At 73.3% G+C, this 18,572-nt stretch carries 18 protein-coding genes; 6 read left to right on the top strand and 12 right to left on the bottom strand.

The window, feature by feature from the left end:
* Positions 1-184 precede the first annotated feature (184 nt).
* The 3 genes from ACZ3IG_RS09975 to ACZ3IG_RS09965 form a co-directional block, all read right to left on the bottom strand.
* Positions 185-1,657, bottom strand: coding sequence for an NAD(P)H-hydrate dehydratase (locus ACZ3IG_RS09975; protein WP_467430636.1), 1,473 nt, complete (start codon positions 1,655-1,657; stop codon positions 185-187).
* Positions 1,658-1,713: 56 nt separating this feature from the next.
* The gene (locus ACZ3IG_RS09970) at positions 1,714-2,961 is read right to left on the bottom strand and encodes a hypothetical protein (protein WP_467430635.1); all 1,248 of its coding nucleotides are present in this window, start codon (positions 2,959-2,961) and stop codon (positions 1,714-1,716) included.
* Between the two features lie 144 nt (positions 2,962-3,105).
* Positions 3,106-4,218 carry an FAD-dependent oxidoreductase gene (locus ACZ3IG_RS09965; protein WP_467430634.1) on the bottom strand — a complete coding sequence of 371 codons (1,113 nt, stop codon included), beginning with the start codon at positions 4,216-4,218 and terminating at the stop codon, positions 3,106-3,108.
* A 113-nt stretch (positions 4,219-4,331) separates the two neighbouring features.
* Here ACZ3IG_RS09965 and ACZ3IG_RS09960 point away from each other — a divergent pair, with 113 nt between their 5' ends.
* The gene (locus ACZ3IG_RS09960; protein WP_467430632.1) at positions 4,332-5,015 is read left to right on the top strand and encodes a TetR/AcrR family transcriptional regulator; all 684 of its coding nucleotides are present in this window, start codon (positions 4,332-4,334) and stop codon (positions 5,013-5,015) included.
* Entirely contained in the window at positions 4,999-5,607 is a 609-nt protein-coding gene (locus ACZ3IG_RS09955; RefSeq protein WP_467430630.1) for a helix-turn-helix domain-containing protein, read from the top strand. The genes ACZ3IG_RS09960 and ACZ3IG_RS09955 overlap by 17 nt, the downstream gene beginning before the upstream one ends.
* 7 nt (positions 5,608-5,614) lie before the next feature.
* Here ACZ3IG_RS09955 and ACZ3IG_RS09950 read toward each other — a convergent pair whose 3' ends face one another.
* Positions 5,615-5,986: a holo-ACP synthase gene (locus tag ACZ3IG_RS09950; RefSeq protein ID WP_403533320.1), complete on the bottom strand. Its 372-nt coding sequence runs from the start codon at positions 5,984-5,986 to the stop codon at positions 5,615-5,617.
* Positions 5,987-6,168: 182 nt separating this feature from the next.
* The gene (gene glmS, locus ACZ3IG_RS09945; RefSeq protein ID WP_467430628.1) at positions 6,169-8,016 is read right to left on the bottom strand and encodes a glutamine--fructose-6-phosphate transaminase (isomerizing); all 1,848 of its coding nucleotides are present in this window, start codon (positions 8,014-8,016) and stop codon (positions 6,169-6,171) included.
* A gap of 163 nt (positions 8,017-8,179) precedes the next feature.
* On the opposite strand from glmS, the gene coaA reads away from it, so the two are divergent.
* Together coaA and ACZ3IG_RS09935 are read left to right on the top strand one after the other, a co-directional pair.
* Complete coding sequence (gene coaA / locus ACZ3IG_RS09940; protein ID WP_467430627.1) at positions 8,180-9,193, top strand: type I pantothenate kinase; 1,014 nt, start codon at positions 8,180-8,182, stop codon at positions 9,191-9,193.
* Positions 9,194-9,228: 35 nt separating this feature from the next.
* Positions 9,229-10,170 carry a DUF389 domain-containing protein gene (locus tag ACZ3IG_RS09935; protein WP_467430626.1) on the top strand — a complete coding sequence of 314 codons (942 nt, stop codon included), beginning with the start codon at positions 9,229-9,231 and terminating at the stop codon, positions 10,168-10,170.
* A 45-nt stretch (positions 10,171-10,215) separates the two neighbouring features.
* On the opposite strand, the gene ACZ3IG_RS09930 is transcribed toward ACZ3IG_RS09935, so the two are convergent.
* The gene (locus ACZ3IG_RS09930; protein ID WP_467430625.1) at positions 10,216-11,064 is read right to left on the bottom strand and encodes a LysR family transcriptional regulator; all 849 of its coding nucleotides are present in this window, start codon (positions 11,062-11,064) and stop codon (positions 10,216-10,218) included.
* Positions 11,065-11,182: 118 nt separating this feature from the next.
* Here ACZ3IG_RS09930 and ACZ3IG_RS09925 point away from each other — a divergent pair, with 118 nt between their 5' ends.
* On the top strand, positions 11,183-11,923 hold the full coding sequence (locus tag ACZ3IG_RS09925) for an NADPH-dependent F420 reductase (RefSeq protein WP_467430624.1): 741 nt from the start codon (positions 11,183-11,185) through the stop codon (positions 11,921-11,923).
* A gap of 92 nt (positions 11,924-12,015) precedes the next feature.
* Here ACZ3IG_RS09925 and glmM read toward each other — a convergent pair whose 3' ends face one another.
* From glmM to ACZ3IG_RS09905, 4 genes are all read right to left on the bottom strand, one after another.
* Positions 12,016-13,374, bottom strand: a complete 1,359-nt coding sequence (gene glmM, locus ACZ3IG_RS09920) for a phosphoglucosamine mutase (RefSeq protein WP_467430623.1) — start codon at positions 13,372-13,374, stop codon at positions 12,016-12,018.
* Positions 13,375-13,552: 178 nt separating this feature from the next.
* A complete protein-coding gene (gene rpsI, locus ACZ3IG_RS09915) occupies positions 13,553-14,065 on the bottom strand; it encodes a 30S ribosomal protein S9 (protein ID WP_215167419.1) in 513 nt (170 codons plus the stop codon).
* A 44-nt stretch (positions 14,066-14,109) separates the two neighbouring features.
* Entirely contained in the window at positions 14,110-14,553 is a 444-nt protein-coding gene (gene rplM, locus ACZ3IG_RS09910; RefSeq protein WP_055632362.1) for a 50S ribosomal protein L13, read from the bottom strand.
* A gap of 204 nt (positions 14,554-14,757) precedes the next feature.
* Complete coding sequence (locus ACZ3IG_RS09905; protein ID WP_467430621.1) at positions 14,758-15,972, bottom strand: glycosyltransferase family 87 protein; 1,215 nt, start codon at positions 15,970-15,972, stop codon at positions 14,758-14,760.
* A gap of 74 nt (positions 15,973-16,046) precedes the next feature.
* On the opposite strand from ACZ3IG_RS09905, the gene ACZ3IG_RS09900 reads away from it, so the two are divergent.
* Positions 16,047-16,934, top strand: a complete 888-nt coding sequence (locus tag ACZ3IG_RS09900) for a hypothetical protein (RefSeq protein WP_467430620.1) — start codon at positions 16,047-16,049, stop codon at positions 16,932-16,934.
* Between the two features lie 48 nt (positions 16,935-16,982).
* Here ACZ3IG_RS09900 and truA read toward each other — a convergent pair whose 3' ends face one another.
* Together truA and rplQ are read right to left on the bottom strand one after the other, a co-directional pair.
* Positions 16,983-17,849 (bottom strand): tRNA pseudouridine(38-40) synthase TruA, encoded by an 867-nt coding sequence (truA, locus tag ACZ3IG_RS09895; RefSeq protein ID WP_467430618.1) that lies wholly within the window; start codon positions 17,847-17,849, stop codon positions 16,983-16,985.
* 144 nt (positions 17,850-17,993) lie between these two features.
* Positions 17,994-18,464, bottom strand: coding sequence for a 50S ribosomal protein L17 (gene rplQ / locus ACZ3IG_RS09890; protein ID WP_467430617.1), 471 nt, complete (start codon positions 18,462-18,464; stop codon positions 17,994-17,996).
* Positions 18,465-18,572: the final 108 nt, after the last annotated feature.

The following is an 18,572-nucleotide window of genomic DNA, read 5'->3' as shown; positions in this document are numbered from 1 at the left end:
TCCGGCGCACCCCTGCACCCCGCAAACACCCCGCACCCCGACCGCTCCGGCGCACCCCTGCACCCCGCAAACACCCCGCACCCCGACCGCTCCGGCGCACCCCTGCACCCCCGCAAACACCCCGCACCCCGAGCACTCCGGGCACCCTTGCACCCCGCCAACCGCCCCGCCCATCCCGGGCACCTCACGCACCCCATGCACCCCGCGCATCCCGCGCATCCCGCACATCCCGCCAAGCCCGAGGAATCGCCGCCGCCACGTCGTGCGCCCCCGTCGGCGCCCCCGTCGCCGCGAGCCTCCCCGCCAGCCCGTGCAGATACGCCCCCGCGCTCCCCGCGTCCACCGCCGACAGCCCCGCCGCCAGCAAGGACCCCGCCAGCCCGGACAGCACGTCGCCGCTGCCGGCCGTGGCCAGCCAGGGCGTCCCCGTCCCGTTGACCCGCACGGGCCCCCCGCCCGCCCCCGCGACCAAGGTCGTCGACCCCTTCAGCAGCACCGTCGCCCCGTACCGCCCCGCCAGTTCCCGCACCGCCGCCAGCCGCGCACCCTCGACCTCCTCGCGGCTCACCCCGAGCAGCGCCGCCGCCTCCCCGGCGTGCGGCGTCATCAGCGTCGGCGCCGTCCGGGCCCGTACCGCCCCGGCGTCCGCCAGCCGCAGCCCGTCCGCGTCGATCAGCACCGGCACGTCCGCCGCGACCACCTCCGCCACCGTCCCGGCGTCGTCACCGGCCCCCGGTCCGACCACCCAGGCCTGGACCCGCCCCGCCCGTTCCGGTCCCCGGTCGGACACGAGCGTCTCGGGGAACCGGGCGATCACCGCGTCCCCGGCCGGGCCGACGTACCGCACCGCACCCGCCCCGCCCCGCAGCGCGCCCGACACCGCGAGCACCGCGGCGCCGGGATAGCGGGCCGACCCGGCGGCGATGCCGACCACCCCCCGCCGGTACTTGTCGCTCTCCGCCCCCGGCACCGGCAGCAGCCGCGCCACGTCCGCGTGCTGCACCGCCTCCAGCGCCGGCGTCCCGTCCAGTTCCAGCCCGATGTCGACGAGCCGCACCGACCCGGCGTGCTCCCGCGCCGGGTCGATCAGCAGCCCCGGCTTGTGCGTCCCGAACGTCACGGTCAGGTCGGCCCGCACGGCCGCCCCCCGCACCTGCCCCGTGTCCGCGTCCACCCCGCTCGGCAGGTCCACGGCGACCACGGCGGCCCGCGCCCGCTCCGCCGCCTCGGCGAGCGGCACCGCCTCCGGCCGCAGCCCGCCCTTGCCGCCGATCCCGACGATGCCGTCGACGACCAGGTCGGCCCGCTCGATCAGCCCCGCCCCGGAATCCGCGCCCGCCGCGCTCCCGCCCGCCCGGCGCAGCGCCGCGAGCCCCCCGGCGTGCGCCCGCTCGGGCGCGAGCAGGACGGCGGTCACGCCCGCGCCCCGCCGGGCCAGCCGCGCACCGGCGTACAGGGCGTCGCCGCCGTTGTCGCCGCTGCCGACCAGCAGCACCACCCGGCTGCCGTACACCCGGCCCGGCACCCGGCCGAGCAGTTCGGCGCAGGCGGCGGCGAGCCCGGCCGCCGCGCGTCGCATCAAGGCTCCCTCGGGCAGCCGCGCCATCGCCGCCCGCTCCGCCGTCCTGACCGTCTCCACGCTGTACGCAGTCCGCATGGGTCCGAGTGTGCCCCGCACCGCGCGGCGAAACGCGGGGACAGCAGGGGCGGCGGTCAGTCCGTGTAGCGGGCGGTGCGGTAACCGCCGCGGGCGGTGCGTTCCTGCTCCGCGTCACCCCAGGTGTGGGGCACGGCCAGTTTCCAGCGGTCCCGCAGGACCGCGTGTTCCTCGCGGTTCATGGTCACGTACCACTGCCCCATGCGGCACCACGCCAGGGGCTCGTCGCTCTCGGTGGCGACCGCCCGCACCAGTTGCGCCGCCTGCCGGCCGACCGGTTCCTCCAGCGCCCGCGCCTCCAGGTACTGGTTCATCCGGTAGGTGGCCTGGTCGCCGTGCTGGAACATGGCGTAGTCGGAGCCGCTCGCCATGTGCAGCCCGCGCGGGCCCACGGCGGCGGTGCCGCCGCGCACCACCTTCTCCCGGGCGCCGCTCGCGATGCCGTCGTTGAGACGGCTGAGCAGCTTGGCCTTCTCGGGGGTGGCCTCGGCGATCTGGCCACCGTTCGTGCCACCGGTCGCGGCGTACGCCTCGTGCAGGTCGTAGTCCCCGGTGTAGAGGTACTGCTTCCAGTTCGGGTCGGTCTTCAGACGCCTCAGCTGTGGGCCGCCGCCGGGCGCCTTCATGTCGATCGGGACGTACTGCTCCCCCTGGGCGCCGGTCCGCACGATCCCGGCGTCCAGGACCGGCTGCGGCGGGTGGTCGATCCGCACGCCGGCCAGGCCCCGCTCGTTCCAGTGGCCGACGAAACCGTCCAGGTCGTGGGTGGTCAGCCAGCGCAGTACGGTCGCCGGGTCGCTCTCCGCCTGCCCGGACTCCGTACCGTAGGCCTGGCGGACGGAGGACGGCTTGATCGATTTCTCCAGGACGTCGTGCGGTTTGGCTTTGGCGCCTTCCGCGATACGCCGGATGGAATACTCGCCGGCCTGCCGGACGGCGATGGTGTACTTGTGTTTCCGGCACACCTCCGAAATGGGCGCCCAGTGCTCCGCCCACACGATGTTCCGGAGCGCCGCGCTCCGCCCGCGCGGGGTGACGGACCCGGCGGCTTCGTCGTAAACGGCGGCCGCGGTGAGGTCCAGCACGTTGTGCCGGTCCATCCGGAGCCGTACGGTGCGGGCGGTGGCGCGGTTGCCCGCCCGGCGCTGTACTTCGGCCACCGCCCGCGGGTCGTCCGCCACCCGGCGGCCGTTCACGAGCAGCGCGGCGTCCGGCTGCCGCAGGCGGGACAGGGGGACGCGGTGTGCGTCGTCCTCGGCCCGCCCGGTCACCTTGAGCGTATTGCGCCGAAAATCACCTGGCATCGGACACCGATTGTTTCTCCGTCGCCGGAACCGGGGGAAAGAAGGAGGAAAGAAAGGTGACTGACGTTAGGTCACCTCGATTTCTTCCAGGAGTCCGGAGAGGCAACTGGAGGGAAAGCACTGACGGCGGACCGCCCTTCCCCGTCAGGCGGACCGCTCGCCTCCGGTGAACAGGTCGAGCAAGCCGTGGGGCGAGTCCGCGCCGAACATCAGCTCGTGCAGCCGCCCCGCCCCGACCGCCTCGGCGGCACTGCGCGCGAACATCTCCTCCTCGTACGCCGCGAGCGCGCCCTCCCGGTCGTCGGGGTGCCCGGCGAGCAGCTCGCCGAGCCGGGCCCCGTCGTACAGGGCCAGGTTGGCGCCCTCCCCGGACGGGATCATGAGGTGCGCGGCGTCCCCGAGCAGCGTCACGCCGGGCACCCGCGCCCAGCGGTGTCCGGCCGGCAGTGTGTACAGCGGCCGGTGCACCGGCGGGGTCTCGCCGTCGGTGATCAGCGCGGTCAGCTCCGGCGTCCAGCCCTCGAACTCCGCCGTCATCTCGTCGACGCCGACGGCGTCGAACCACTCCAGCGGCTTGGTCAGCGCCACGTACGTGTGCAGGGTGCCCCCGCGCTCCCGGTGGGCCATGACGCCCTTGCCCGGCGCGAGCGCGTACATCGCCCCGCCGCCGACCGCCCGCGCGGTGGCCGGGTGCCGGGTGTCGGCGTCGTACAGGTACGTCTCGACATACGAGGTGCCGGTGTACTCGGGTGTCGCGGCGGACAGCGCCGGCCGCACCCGCGACCAGGCCCCGTCCGCGCCGACCAGCAGCTCCGTCAGAGCGGTCGCGCCGTCGGCGAAGGCCACCTCGTGCCGGCCCTCGCCCAGCGCCCGGACGCCGCTCACCTTGCGCCCCCACCGCACGGTGCCCTCCGGCAGCGAGTCGAGCAGCAGTCGCCGCAGCTCACCGCGTTGCACCTCGGGGCGTCCCCCCGTGCCGTCGTCGGGTTCGTCGAGCAGGACGGTCCCGTCCGGGGCGAGGGCGCGGGATGCCTGGCGGCCCTCCAGGACGAGGCCGCGGAACTCCTCGTACAGACCGGCCGCCTTGAGGGCGAGCTGCCCGTTGTGGTCGTGGATGTCGAGCATCCCGCCCTGCGCGCGGGCGTCTGCCGACGCCTCCGCCTCGTAGACGGTGACGGGAATGCCGTGGACATGCAGGACGCGGGCGAGAGCCAGTCCCCCGAGCCCGGCGCCGATGATCGTGATGTCGGTGGTCATGACAGCCTCCATAACGTTGGAATGACGTTCCAGTGCGTCTCCGGCCACCCTGGAACGCCGTTCCAGGAAAGTCAAGCTGGAACGAGGTTCCAGCCCTGTGGGAGGATGAGCGCATGGCAGCCACCAGGACCCGCCGCACCGAGCGACGCGAGCACCCGCTCTCCCGCGAGCGCATCGTCGAGGCCGCGATCGGACTGCTCGACGCGGCGGGCGAGAGCGGGCTCACCTTCCGCGCCCTCGCCGAGCGGCTCGCCACCGGGCCCGGCGCGATCTACTGGCACGTCACCGGCAAGGACGAACTCCTGCACGCCGCCACCGACGCGGTCGTCACCGCCGCCGTGTCCCCGGCGGCCGCCGGCACCTCCCCGCGGGACGCCGTCCGCGCCACCGCGCTCGGCGTGTTCGACGCGATCGAGGCCCATCCGTGGGTCGGCGCGCAGCTCGCCCGCTCCTCCATGGACGCGCCGATCCTGCGGATCTTCGAACGCCTCGGCCGCCAGGTCCAGGCGCTCGGCGTACCCCGCGCCGTCCAGTTCACGGCGGCGTCCGCGCTGCTGAACTACGTCGTCGGAGTGGCCGGACAGAACGCGGCCAGCGCCCGTACGGTCGAGCCGGGCACCGACCGGACCGAGTTCCTGACCGCGATGGCGGCGGCCTGGGCGGACCTCGACCCCGAGGAGTACCGGTTCGTCCGGGACATCGCGGGCGACCTGCCCCACCACGACGACCGGGTGGAGTTCCTGGCCGGCATCGACCTCATCCTCACCGGCATCGTGTCCCGTGAACGACCCGCGTGAGCAGAGCGGTCCGCCAACGGTGCTGGCCGGCCTCGGCCCCCGCCTGCGCGCCCTGCGCCAGGCCCGCGGCACCACGCTGGCCCAGCTCGGCGCGGCCACCGGCATCTCCGTGAGCACCCTGTCCCGGCTGGAGTCGGGGCAACGCGAGCCGACCCTGCGTCATCTGCTGCCGCTGGCCGAGGCGTACCGCGTCTCCCTGGACGAACTGGTCGGCTCCCGCACCGGCGACCCCCGCGTCCACCCCCGGCCCTTCGTCCGCCACGGCCAGACCTGGATCCCCCTCACCCCGGCCCCGCACCTCGGCGGCCTGCACGCCTACAAGCAGATCCTCCCGGCCCCGGCCGCCCCGCGCACCACCCGCCCCGAGCAGGGCTCCCACGAGGGCCACGAGTGGCTGTACGTCCTCTCCGGCCGCCTGCTGCTCGCCCTCGGCGACCGCGACCTGGTCCTCGCGGCGGGCGAGTCGGCGGAGTTCGACACCCGCGTCCCGCACGGCCTGGCCAACGCGGGCGACCGCCCGGTGGAGTGGATCGCGCTGTACGGCGCCCAGGGCGAGCGCATGCACGTCAGGGTCCGCCCGACGCGGGACTGACCGGCGTTCACCCCTCCGCGATCACCACGGCCGACGCCACCCCGGCGTCATGGCTCAGCGACACGTGCCACGAGGTCACACCCAGCTCGGCGGCCCGGGCCGCCACCGTCCCGGTCACCCGCAGCCGGGGCCGCCCGCTGTCCTCGACGTAGACCTCGGCGTCGGTCCAGAGCAGCCCTGCGGGCGCCCCCAGCGCCTTGGCCAGCGCTTCCTTCGCCGCGAACCGGGCGGCCAGCGAGGCGACCCCGCGCCGCGCACCGCCCGGCAGCAGCAACTCGCTCTCCAGGAAGAGCCGCCCGGCCAACGCGGGCGTACGCTCCAACGACGCCGCGAACCGCTCGATCTCCGCCACGTCGATCCCGACCCCGATGATGCTCATGCGGGCACCCTACGGGGCGCCCCGCTCCTCCCCCGCACCGAAGAGGTCCCCGCCCGCCCGGCCGCCGGGAAGCAGGAGATGAACCTCTTCGCCTCCCGGGCCGGAGTGTTCTCCAGGCCCGCTTCCGGCAGTTCCGCCCCTTATGCGGCGATCCTGCCGGACCGGCCGGGCGGCTCAGGCCCTCACTCCACCGTCACCGACTTCGCCAGGTTCCGGGGCTGGTCCACCTCGTTGCCCCGGGCCGTCGCCAGCTCGCAGGCGAAGACCTGCAGCGGCACCGTCGTCACCAGCGGCTGGAGGAGCGTCGGTGTGACCGGTACCCGGATCAGGTGGTCGGCGTACGGCGTCACCGCGTCGTCGCCCTCCTCGGCGATGACGATGGTGCGGGCGCCCCGGGCGCGGATCTCCTGGATGTTGGAGACGATCTTGTCGTGCAGTACCGAGCGCCCGCGCGGGGACGGCACCACCACGACGACCGGCACGTCCTCCTCGATCAGCGCGATCGGCCCGTGCTTCAGCTCCCCCGCCGCGAAGCCCTCGGCGTGCATGTAGGCCAGTTCCTTCAGCTTGAGCGCGCCCTCCAGCGCGACCGGATGGCCCACGTGCCGCCCCAGGAACAGCACCGTGTCCTTCCCGGCGAGCGTGCGCGCCAGCTCCCGTACCGGCTCCATGGTCTCCAGCACCCGGCCGACCGCCTCCCCGATGCCGGCCAGGTCCCGGATCACCGCCCGGATCTCGTCCCCCCACTTGGTGCCGCGCACCTGGCCCAGGTACAGCGCGACCAGGTAGCAGGCGACCAGCTGGGTCAGGAACGCCTTGGTCGAGGCGACGGCGACCTCCGGACCGGCGTGCGTGTAGAGCACGGCGTCGGATTCGCGGGGGATCGTCGAACCGTTGGTGTTGCAGATGGCCAGCACCTTGGAGCCCTGTTCGCGGGCGTGCCGCAGGGCCATCAGCGTGTCCATGGTCTCGCCGGACTGGGAGATGGCGATGACCAGCGACCGGGAGTCGAGGATCGGGTCGCGGTAGCGGAACTCGCTGGCCAGTTCCACCTCGCAGGGGATGCGGGTCCAGTGCTCGATGGCGTACTTGGCGATCAGCCCGGCGTGGAAGGCCGTACCGCACGCGACGATGACGACCTTGTCGGTCTCGCGCAGCTCGTGCGCCGGGATCCGCACCTCGTCCAGGGTCAGGGAGCCCGCCGCGTCGATGCGGCCCAGCAGCGTGTCGGCGACCGCCTTCGGCTGTTCGGCGATCTCCTTGAGCATGAAGGAGGCGTGGCCGCCCTTCTCGGCGGCGGAGGCGTCCCAGTCGACGTGGTAGGCGCGGACGTCGGCCGGGGAGCCGTCGAAGCCGGTCACCGTGACGCCGTCCCGGCGCAGCTCGACCACCTGGTCCTGGCCGAGTTCGAGGGCCTCGCGGGTGTGCGCGATGAACGCCGCCACGTCGGAGGCGAGGAAGGACTCGCCTTCCCCGACCCCGACCACCAGCGGCGAGTTGCGGCGGGCGCCGACCACCACGTCCGGCTCGTCCGCGTGCGTCGCCACCAGCGTGAACGCGCCCTCAAGGCGCCGGCACACCAGCCGCATCGCCTCCGCCAGGTCGGCGCAGGCCGAGTACTCCTCGGCGAGCAGGTGGGCGACGACCTCGGTGTCCGTCTCGGAGGCGAGGCCGTGACCGCGCTCGGTCAGCTCGGCCCGCAGCGCGGCGAAGTTCTCGATGATGCCGTTGTGCACGACGGCGACCCGGCCCGCGTTGTCCAGGTGCGGATGGGCGTTGGCGTCGGTGGGGCCGCCGTGCGTGGCCCACCGGGTGTGGCCGATGCCGGTGGTCCCGGCCGGCAGCGGATGCTCGGCCAGTTCCTTCTCCAGGTTGACGAGCTTGCCGGCCCGCTTGGCCGCGGCGAGGCCGCCGTCCGCGAGCACGGCGACGCCCGCCGAGTCGTATCCCCGGTACTCCAGTCGCTTCAGCCCGGCCATCACGACGTCGAGGGCCGACTGCGTTCCCACATATCCCACGATTCCGCACATGATCGGCAGCCTACGGTCAGATCCGATCACGAACCTGCCGGATCGTGCCCGATATCGGAAATTCCCACGGCTGCCGGGGCCCGCGTCGGCCCGCAGGGGCCCCGGCCGGGCGACGTGACCGACCCCACCCTGCACCCCGTTCGAACTCCGTTAACAATGGACTGTGATCTCTCCGGTCCCTCCGACGGCACCTTCGGCCGCCCCCTCGACCCCCCGGAGCGCCCACCGGCCCAGGCCGGAGGCGACTCCCTACGTCGACCTCACCCGCGCCGAGTGGAGCGCGCTGCGCGAGAAGACGCCGCTGCCGCTCACCGCCGAGGAGGTGGAGAAGCTGCGCGGCCTCGGCGACGTCATCGACCTCGACGAGGTACGGGACATCTACCTCCCGCTCTCCCGGCTGCTCAACCTCTACGTCGGCGCCACCGACGGCCTGCGCGGCGCGCTCAACACCTTCCTCGGCGAACAGGGCTCCCAGTCCGGCACCCCCTTCGTCATAGGCGTGGCCGGCTCGGTCGCGGTCGGCAAGTCGACCGTCGCCCGCCTCCTCCAGGCGCTGCTCTCCCGCTGGCCCGAGCACCCGCGCGTCGAGCTGGTCACCACCGACGGCTTCCTGCTGCCGACCCGGGAGCTGGAGGCGCGCGGCCTGATGGCGCGGAAAGGTTTCCCCGAGTCGTACGACCGCCGCGCGCTGACCCGCTTCGTCGCCGACATCAAGGCCGGCAAGGCGGAGGTGACGGCGCCCGTCTACTCCCACCTGATCTACGACATCGTCCCCGGCGAGAAGCTGACCGTCCGCCGCCCGGACATCCTCATCGTCGAGGGCCTCAACGTCCTCCAGCCCGCCCTCCCCGGCAAGGACGGCCGCACCAGGGTCGGCCTCGCCGACTACTTCGACTTCAGCGTGTACGTCGACGCCCGCCCCGAGGACATCGAGAGCTGGTACCTCAACCGCTTCAAGAAGCTGCGCGCGACCGCCTTCCAGAACCCCTCCTCCTACTTCCGCAAGTACACCCAGGTGTCGGAGGAGGAGGCCCTCGACTACGCCCGCACCACCTGGCGCACCATCAACAAGCCCAACCTGATCGAGAACGTCGCCCCCACCCGGGGCCGCGCCACCCTGATCCTGCGCAAGGGCCCGGACCACAAGGTGCAGCGGCTGCACCTGCGCAAACTGTGACCTGACCGGGGCCGTCCGACGGTTCAATAGGCCGCATGCTGCATCTGCGCCTGATCACCCCGCCCGAGCGGACCGACGAGGTGGTCCGTCTCCTCGACACCACCGTCGGCACCGCGCACCTGATCGTCCTCCCCGGGGCCGCCCGCTCCCCCGCCGGGGACGTGGTGCTGTGCGACGTGGCACGGGAGGCGGGCGACGACCTCATCGGCCGGCTGCGCGAGCTGGGCCTGCAACGCCACGGCGCCATCACCGCCGAGGACATCGACCTGTCGCTGTCCGAGTACGCCGACCGGGCCGAGAAGGAGGCGCCGGGCGAGGCGGCGGACGCGGTCCTGTGGGAGCAGCTCCAGGAGGCGACCCACGAGGAGTCGACCCTCTCGGTCACCTACGTCGCCTTCATCACGCTCGCCACGATGATCGCGGCCTGCGGTGTGGTGCTGGACAACGCCATCCTGATCGTCGGCGCGATGGCGGTCGGCCCGGAGTTCGGCCCGCTGGCCGGCATCTGCACCGCCGCCGTCCAGCGCGCCCCGCGCCTGGCGCTGCGCTCGGCCGTCGCCCTGCTGGCGGGCTTCGCGGTCGCCATGGCGGTCACCGCGGGCTTCAGCGTCTTCATGGACTCCGTCGGCCTGTTCACCGAGGCGAAGCTGGAGGCCGACCGGCCCAACACCGGCTTCGTCTACGCCCCGGACTGGTTCTCGTTCGTGGTGGCGGTGCTGGCCGGGGCCGCCGGCATGCTCTCCCTGACCTCCGCCAAGTCCGGCGCCCTGGTCGGCGTGGCCATCTCGGTCACCACGGTCCCGGCCGCCGCGAACGCGGCCGTGGCCCTGATCTACGGCGACGCCGGCCAGACCTGGCACTCGACCGAGCAGCTCCTGCTGAACCTGGCGGGCATCGTCGTCGCCGGCACCCTGACCCTGCTCGCCCAGAAGGCACTGTGGGCACCGATGAAACGGCGGCTCAGGTCCCGCCCCTGACCCGTCGGCCCGCCCGGTCCGGGGCCGTGCGCGTCCGCCCGGGGTTCAGTCCGCGAACGCGGCCACGTACGACGCCACGCACGACCTCGGGGTGGCCCGCGAGGTGACGATGTGGCCGTCGACGGTCACCGGCGGGTCGAGCGGCTTGCGGAGCAGCCGCTCGGAGCCGGACCCGTCGAACTGCTCGGCCGGCGCCAGCGTCCAGCCCCCGGGGTCCCGTCCCACCTCGAACAGCACGTTGAGCATGTCCCCGGCGGGCGGCCGGAGCGGAGCCACGGGCAGGGCGGCGAGGACGGCGTCGTGCAGCGGCGGGTCGCTGTCCCGGGCGGGCAGCCGCAGACCGCGCGGATCGAGGTCGGCCAGGGCGACCGCGGGCCGGTGGGCGGCCGGGTGGTCCCGTCCGAGCACCGCGTGCAGCGGCTCGGTCCAGGCGCGCACCACCGTCACCGCCTCGGTGGCGAGCGCGCCCCGCACCAGCGCCAGGTCCAGCTCGCCGCCGCGGACGGCGTCGAGCCGCGCGGTCACCGGCAGGTCGACCAGTGTCGGTTCGGCGGGGCGTTCCCCGTCGCTCAGGCGGCGCACCGCCCGCTCGATCCGCCGGGTGACGCAGGACGCCACCCCGATCCGCAGGACGGCCGCGGGTTCCCCGGCGACCACCCGCACCCGGGCCGCCGCGGCGAGCGCCGCACGGGCCTCGACGAGCACCCGTTCGCCGGCCGGGGTGATCCGCACCCGGCGTGACGTGCGGTCGAGCAGGCGCACGCCGAGCTCGCGTTCCAGCCGGGCGATCTGCTGGCTCACCGCCGGCTGCACGATGCCCAGACGTTGCGCCGCGCGCCCGAAGTGCAGCTCCTCGGCGACGGTGACGAAGTACCGCAGCGCTCTCAGTTCCATCACTCCGATCTATCACACGAAGTGATCGCTGCCGAGCGTTTCTGGTCATTGTTCGCGCAGGTCAGTCGGGCTGTGATGGATACCAGCGAAGCCACCGCGGAACAGAACGGACACCACAGTGAGCACAACCACCCTCGGCGTCATCGGCACCGGCATGGTCGGCCTCGGGGCAGCCCGCCGCGCCGTCGACGCCGGCCTGAACGTCGTCCTGAGCAACTCGCGCGGCCCCGACACCCTGGCCGGTGTCGTCGCGGAGCTCGGTGCGCGGGCCCGCGCGGCCACCCCGGCCGAGGCGGCGAGCGCCGGTGACCTGGTCCTCGCGGCCGTGCCGCTCGCCGCCCACCAGCGGCTGCCCCGCGCGGAGCTGGCCGGCAAGACCGTCATCGACCCGATGAACTACGCGCTGTACCCCGGCTTCCGGCTGCCCGAGCTCGACCGCGACGAGCTGACCTCCAGCCAGCTGGTGCAGCGCCATCTCGCCGGCGCCCACGTGGTGAAGGCGCTGCACAACATCGGCCCGAAGCAGTTGCTGGAGCTGCACCGCCCGGCCGGCGCCCCCGACCGCACCGCGCTGCCGTTGTCCGGCGACGAGCCGCGGGCCATGAAGGAGGCGGCGGACCTGCTGGACGTCCTCGGCTTCGACACCGTGGACCTCGGCCCCCTGGCGGACAGCTGGCGCAGCGAACCCAACACCCCGCTGTACGCCCTCCCGTACGTGGGAGAGCCGCCGTCCGGCCTGTCGGTCGACGAGTTCGTGGCCTGGGTCCAGCAGGCGCCCGGTGTGCCGGTGCCCGCCGCCCGGGTGCAGGAACTCGCCGCCGCCGCGGTGCGGGGCCCGGCGGGCTTCCGGATGGAGTAGCGGACCCCGGCGGGTGCCGAGCGGTGCCCGGGAGGTGAGGGGCGCGGCGGGACGCACACCACCGCGCCCGGCCCCGGACCCGGCGCGGACGGCTATCCGAGCGCCGACTTCACCGAATCAGCCAGCCGCCCGGCCACCGCCCGCGCCTGCTCGATGTCGGCCGCCTCCACCATCACCCGCACCAACGGCTCCGTCCCGGAGGGACGCAACAGCACCCGCCCGGTGGCCCCCAGCTCCCGCTCCGCCTCCGCCACCGCCGTGGCCAGCTCCGCCGAAGTCCTCACCCGGGTCTTGTCCACGTCCGGCACATTGATCAGCACCTGCGGCAGCCGCTCCATCACCGACGCCAGCTCCCGCAGCGTACGTCCGGACTGCGCGACCCGCGCCGCCAGCAGCAGCCCGGTCAGGGTGCCGTCGCCGGTGGTGGCGTGGTCCAGCACGATCACGTGCCCGGACTGCTCGCCGCCGAGGGCGTACCCGTGCTGCTTCATCGCCTCCAGCACGTACCGGTCGCCGACCGCGGTCTGCACGAACTGGATGCCCTCGCGCTCCATGGCCAGCTTGAAGCCCAGGTTGGACATGACGGTCGCGACGACCGTGTCCGAGCGCAGCGCGCCCCGCTCCCGCATCGCCAGGGCCAGCACGGCGAGGATCTGGTCGCCGTCCACCTCCGCGCCGGTGTGGTCCACGGCCAGGCAGCGGTCGGCGTCACCGTCGTGCGCGACGCCGAGGTCGGCGCCGTGCTCCACGACGGCGGCCTTCAGCAGGTCCAGGTGGGTGGAGCCGCAGCCGTCGTTGATGTTGAGGCCGTCCGGTTCGGCACCGATGGTGACGATCTCGGCGCCGGCCCGCGCGAACGCCTCCGGCGAGACCCGCCAGGCCGCGCCGTGCGCCTCGTCGAGCACGATCTTCAGCCCGTCCAGCCGGTTCGGCAGCACGCCGACGAGGTGGGCGACGTACTGGTCGAGCCCCTCCTTGTACTCCCGCACCCGGCCGACGCCGGCCCCGGTCGGACGGTCCCAGGGTGCCCCGGTGCGGTGCTCGGCGTAGACGGACTCGATGCGGTCCTCCAGCTCGTCGGCGAGTTTGTGGCCGCCGCGGGCGAAGAACTTGATCCCGTTGTCGGGCATGGCGTTGTGGCTCGCGGAGAGCATCACCCCGAGGTCGGCGCCGAGCGCGCCGGTGAGGTGGGCGACCGCGGGCGTCGGCAGCACACCGACCCGCAGCACGTCGACACCGGCGCTGGCCAGGCCCGCGACGACCGCGGCCTCCAGGAATTCCCCGGACGCCCGCGGATCACGTCCGACCACGGCGGTCGGCCGGTGTCCCTCGAACGTGCCCGCCTCGGCCAGTACGTGCGCCGCGGCGACGGAGAGGCCGAGAGCCATCTCGGCCGTCAGATCCGCGTTGGCGACACCGCGCACGCCGTCCGTGCCGAAGAGTCGTCCCACTTGTCCTCCTGAGGAATCGTCAGATGCACACCGCACCGACATCCGAACCGGCATCCGATCACATAAGCCTTTGAGCGTCTTGTGCCGTTATACGCCCCCGGCTGTGGATAAACGAACGCCCCGGAGGCACAAGTGGCGTGCCGCCGGGGCGTTCGGAGTACGCGCGGGCGCGTGGGGTTTAGCGCTTGCTGTACTGCGGAGCCTTGCGGGCCTTCTTCAGACCGGCCTTCTTCCGCTCGACCGCGCGGTCGTCGCGGCGCAGGAAGCCGGCCTTCTTGAGGGCGCCGCGGTTGTTGTCCACGTCGGCCTCGTTCAGCGCGCGGGCGACACCGAGACGGAGGGCACCGGCCTGGCCGGAGACGCCGCCGCCGGAGATCCGGGCGATGACGTCGTAGCGGTCGTCCAGCTCGAGCACCTTGAAGGGCTCGTTGACTTCCTGCTGGTGCACCTTGTTGGGGAAGTAGTCCTCAAGGGTGCGGCCGTTGATCTTCCACTTGCCGGTGCCCGGGACGATCCGGACACGGGCGATGGCGTTCTTGCGGCGGCCCAGGCCGGCGGCCGGCTGGGGCTCGCCGAAGCGGGAGGCCATCGACTCGGAGGTGTACTCGCCCTCGACGGGCACCTCGGACTCGGTGGTGTAGCTGTCGATGTCAAGCTCTTCGAGCGGCTGCTCGGCAGTGGTCTCGGCCACGATTCTCCTCAGAAGATTCTGTTCAGTCTTGGGGGTGGCCGGACTTACTGCGCGACCTGGGTGATCTCGAACGGCTGCGGCTGCTGCGCGCCGTGCGGGTGCTGGTCACCCTTGTAGACCTTCAGCTTCGAGAGCATCTGACGGCCCAGCGTGTTCTTGGGGAGCATGCCCTTGACGGCCTTCTCGATGGCCTTCTCCGGGTTCTTGTCCAGCAGCTCGTCGTAGCGGACGGAGCGCAGACCGCCCGGGTAGCCGGAGTGGCGGTAGGCCATCTTCTGGGTCCGCTTGTTGCCGGAGAGGTGCACCTTGTCGGCGTTGATGATGATGACGAAGTCACCGGTGTCGACGTGGGGCGCGTAGATCGGCTTGTGCTTGCCACGCAGGATGGAGGCCGCGGTGGAGGCCAGACGGCCCAGGACGACGTCCTGAGCGTCGATGACGTGCCACTGGCGCGTCACATCGCCGGGCTTGGGGCTGTACGTACGCACGGTTCGTAGCCTTCGCTTCGAGTGAATGGTCCTGAACAGGTCACCGAAACGATCACGACAGCCTGGACCGCACTGCGGCGACGCATACCGCGTACGTGGGTCGCTGGTCATCGGCCCGGTGGACCGGTGTAAGGGCCCGTCCCGTGAGAATGAGCAAGCCAATACACAACGAACATGCAGGATACCGGTGTGCCCCCAGAAGGGTCAAAACGAGGGGCGCCGGGAACCGCTGTCCATCTCCAGCGTACGTGACCGGACGGCACCGCCCCGCGGAACCCGGTGGTCCCGGCGTCCCCGGGCGTGCGCCGCCACCGTCACCGCCAGCGCACCCAGCGTGAACGCGTCCCGGAAGGCCCGCCGCCGCCCCGTCTCCAGCCAGGGCCAGGTCACCCCGGGCAGCTGCGGCACCAGCGCGACCCAGAACCCGGGGCGCCGGGCGACCGAGTCGCCGTACGGCAGCCCGGCCAGCAGCGGGACCACGACGACCAGCAGATAGTGGTCGTAGGACGGGCGGGAGACCAGGAACGCCGAGAGCATCAGGCCGGCGGCGGTCTCGGCGAACCGCAGCGGGCCGGGGTCACCGCGCCGCCAGCGCCGCCGGGCGCACAGCACCCCGGCGCCCGCGGCCAGGACGGCCAGCCCCTGGGCGAGCGGCGCGGGCACGCCGAGCCGGGGCAGCACGGCCGCCGGGGACGCCTCGTAGAGCCGTACGAAGCCGTCGTCGCCGCTCAGCAGGAAGGGGAGGGTGCGGGTGAAGAAGCCGGCCGGGTCGGGCATCAGCAGCGCCGCCATGCCGCAGGCGAGGGCCGGCACCGCGGCCGCCGCCGCCAGCGCCCGCCACCTCCCGGCCAGCACGAAGAGCAGGGCCGCCGGGACCAGCAGCGGCTTCAGCGCGACGGCGGCGCCGAGCACCGCGCCCGCCGCGGCCCACCGGCCCCGGTGCGCGAGGAGCAGGCAGAGCGGCAGGGCGAGGGCCGCCGTGACGGTCCAGTTGCCCAGCCGCACCAGGTGCGCGAACGGCGCGAACCCCGCCGCGAGCCCGGTCAGCCCCAGTACGGCGAGCCGGCTGCCCCGCGCCACCCCGTGCAGCCGCAGCGCGCACGCCCAGCCCAGCGCCAGCAGCCCGGCGACCACGAGCGGCACCGCCCACCGCAGCACCGCCGGCGGCAGCAGGGCCTGCGGTACGGCGGCCAGGACCGCGCTCGGGAAATAGAGGAAGTGGGGATCGTCATAGGGGTCGCCGCCGGCCAGCCAGGTCCGGGCGGCCCGTACGACGATGGCGTTGTCCATCCCTCCGTCCGAGGTCACCCGCGCGGCGTGCGCCACCAGGGCGCCCAGCACCGCCACGAGCACCGCCCACGCCGCCCGTCCCGCCGGCCGCCCCAACCACCCCGAGATGTCACTTTTGCCCGTACACATGCCCGGAACGCTAGGCGCTCCCCTCCCTGTGGACACGGACCAGCACGCCATCTGTCCCGTCTAAGATGCGCCCCATGAGCTTTGGGCAGGGGGGACCTGACTCCCAGTGGGATCCCTGGACACCGCAATCCCAACAGCGGCAACAGCCGTGGAACGGCGGGGGTGGTGACACCCCGGACTGGGCCGCGCTGGCCGAGGCGTCCGAGGCGCGCGCCAAGCGCCGCCGGCTGCTGTTCATCGGCGGAGGGGCGCTGGCCACCGTGGCGGTGGCGACCGCCGTCGCCGTGGCCGTCGTCTCGGCGGACGGCTCGGGCCAGGCGTCGGACTCGCCGACGTCCCGGCTGCCGAGCGCGGCCGAGATCCCGAGCGCGTCGGCCGCGGCCCCGTCGTTCGCCCCGACCAGCGCGCCGCCTCCGCTGGACCCGAAGGACTTCATCTCCAGCGCCAAGAAGGACACGGCCGCGCTCAGCCCGGAGACCCTCTTCCCCGGCACCCAGCTGACCATGGGCGAGACGGTCTACAAGAAGGGCCCGACGGCCGACACCACCACCTGCTCCTCGGCCGCCCAGCGGACGCTGCCGAAGGTGCTGGAGGCCAACGACTGCACCCGGCTGATGCGCGTCACCTACACCAAGGACGACATCGCGGTCACGGTCGGCGTCGCCGTCTTCGACACGGCCGCGAAGGCGGCCCAGGCCAAGTCGCAGACCGACACCAAGAGCATCGTCAAGCCGCTCTCCGGCGGCGGCGTCGCCTCCTTCTGCGACGGCCCCGTCTGCCGGAACACGACCAACTCCTACGGCCGCTACGTCTACTTCACCGTCGCCGGCTTCACCGGCGGCAAGGACGTCACGGAGCAGGACACGGCGGTCTTCCGCACCGGCGACGACCTGGGCACGTTCACCTACCGCCAGATCCACCGGCGGGGGGAGGCGCAGGCCTCGGCGGCGGCGAGCGGCTGACTCCGGTCGCCCGCCGGCGCTCCGGCAGCGGAGGGGGACTCTGGGGGACTAGCAGGCCTCACAGCCCGCCCTGCCGGGCAGTGACCGCTTGTTCCGGGCCTCCAGGTTCCGCGCCGCCAGCAGCTCGTCGGCCGGATAGCCGACCTCCTCCAGCGTCAGCCCGTGCGGCCGCACCACATGCACCGCCGAGTCCCGCACCCCGGCCGCCAGCACCTTCCCCGGCCACTCGGGCCCCCGGTGCCCGTCCCCGACGAACAGCAGCGCCCCGATCAGCGACCGCACCATGTTGTGGCAGAAGGCGTCGGCCCGCACCGTCGCGGTGACGACCCCGTCCGCCCCCCGCGCCAGGCTCAGCTCCTGCAAGGTCCGGATGGTGGTGGCCCCCTCCCGCCGCTTGCAGTACGCGGCGAAGTCGTGCTCCCCCAGCAGCGCCCGCGCCGCCTCGTTCATGGCGTCGACGTCCAGCGGCCAGTCGTGCCACAGCACATGCCCCCGCAGCAGCGGGTCGACCCCGCCCGGGTTGTCGGTGACGCGGTACGCGTACCGCCGCCACACCGCCGAGAACCGCGCGTCGAACCCCGCCGGCGCCTCCTCGACCGACCACACCCGCACGTCCTTCGGCAACCGCCCGGCCAGCCGCTTGAGCAGCTTCTCCCGGTGCGCCTCCCACACCTCCACCGGCAGATCCACGTGCGCGACCTGTCCCCGCGCGTGCACCCCCGCGTCCGTCCGCCCGGCCACGGTCAGCTCGTACGTCCGCTCCCCCGACCGCGTGACCGTCCGCAACGCGTCCTCGATCTCCCCCTGCACGGTCCGCCGCCCCCCGGCCTGCTTGGCCCAGCCGGAGAAGTGGGTCCCGTCATAGGACAGATCGAGCCGCACCCGCACGTGCCCGTCCGCTACTCCATCGCTCACACCCAGATCCTTTCACCACGCGAAAGCGGGCCCGCCCCTTCGAAAAGGAACGGACCCGCAACGCGCCCCTCCAGGGGCGCGGGGAACCGCGCGACCAGCCACGACGAACCCGCAGCCGCCAACCGCGCGGAACCCGGCAGACGCTTACGCGTCCTTCGACTCCTCGGCGGGCGCCTCGGTGGCCTCGGCCGCCTCGGCGTCCTTGGCCGCACGCTTCGTCGCGGCCTCGGCCTCACCGGTCGCCTGCTGGGCGACCGTCAGCGCCTCGACCAGCTCGATGACGGCCATGGGCGCGTTGTCACCACGGCGGTTGCCGATCTTGGTGATACGCGTGTAGCCGCCCGGCCGGTTCTCGTAGCGCGGGCCGATCTCGGTGAAGAGCGTGTGGACGATGCTCTTGTCCGTGATCACCTGGAGCACCTGACGGCGGTTGTGAAGGTCGCCCTTCTTCGCCTTGGTGACCAGACGCTCGGCGTACGGCCGCAGCTTGCGGGCCTTCGCCTCGGTGGTGGTGATCCTGCCGTGCTCGAAGAGCGACTTCGCGAGGTTCGCGAGCAGCAGCTTCTCGTGCGCGGCACTGCCGCCCAGACGGGCACCCTTGGTGGGCTTCGGCATGATGTTTCTCCTAGGTGTCTGCCCCGGCCGTATCAGGTACCGGAGTCAGTATCCGAGCAGGCGGTCGCCTGTCGGAGATCCGGGGGACGCGGACGTCCCCCGGAAAGC

The sequence above is a fragment of the Streptomyces sp. NPDC016677 genome, assembly GCF_055562815.1.
The sequence above is the reverse complement of the archived record's forward strand: the minus strand, read 5'-3'. Positions and strand labels throughout refer to the sequence as shown.

What these genes read in the sequence shown, in the direction of transcription:
- ACZ3IG_RS09905 (WP_467430621.1), bottom strand. Translation starts at nt 15,972, where the DNA reads ATGTGTACGGGCAAAAGTGACATCTCGGGGTGGTTGGGGCGGCCGGCG.
- ACZ3IG_RS09900 (WP_467430620.1), top strand. Translation starts at nt 16,047, where the DNA reads ATGAGCTTTGGGCAGGGGGGACCTGACTCCCAGTGGGATCCCTGGACA.
- ACZ3IG_RS09975 (WP_467430636.1), bottom strand. Translation starts at nt 1,657, where the DNA reads ATGCGGACTGCGTACAGCGTGGAGACGGTCAGGACGGCGGAGCGGGCG.
- glmS (WP_467430628.1), bottom strand. Translation starts at nt 8,016, where the DNA reads ATGTGCGGAATCGTGGGATATGTGGGAACGCAGTCGGCCCTCGACGTC.
- ACZ3IG_RS09935 (WP_467430626.1), top strand. Translation starts at nt 9,229, where the DNA reads ATGCTGCATCTGCGCCTGATCACCCCGCCCGAGCGGACCGACGAGGTG.
- ACZ3IG_RS09950 (WP_403533320.1), bottom strand. Translation starts at nt 5,986, where the DNA reads ATGAGCATCATCGGGGTCGGGATCGACGTGGCGGAGATCGAGCGGTTC.
- ACZ3IG_RS09970 (WP_467430635.1), bottom strand. Translation starts at nt 2,961, where the DNA reads ATGCCAGGTGATTTTCGGCGCAATACGCTCAAGGTGACCGGGCGGGCC.
- ACZ3IG_RS09930 (WP_467430625.1), bottom strand. Translation starts at nt 11,064, where the DNA reads ATGGAACTGAGAGCGCTGCGGTACTTCGTCACCGTCGCCGAGGAGCTG.
- ACZ3IG_RS09960 (WP_467430632.1), top strand. Translation starts at nt 4,332, where the DNA reads ATGGCAGCCACCAGGACCCGCCGCACCGAGCGACGCGAGCACCCGCTC.
- ACZ3IG_RS09965 (WP_467430634.1), bottom strand. Translation starts at nt 4,218, where the DNA reads ATGACCACCGACATCACGATCATCGGCGCCGGGCTCGGGGGACTGGCT.
- rplQ (WP_467430617.1), bottom strand. Translation starts at nt 18,464, where the DNA reads ATGCCGAAGCCCACCAAGGGTGCCCGTCTGGGCGGCAGTGCCGCGCAC.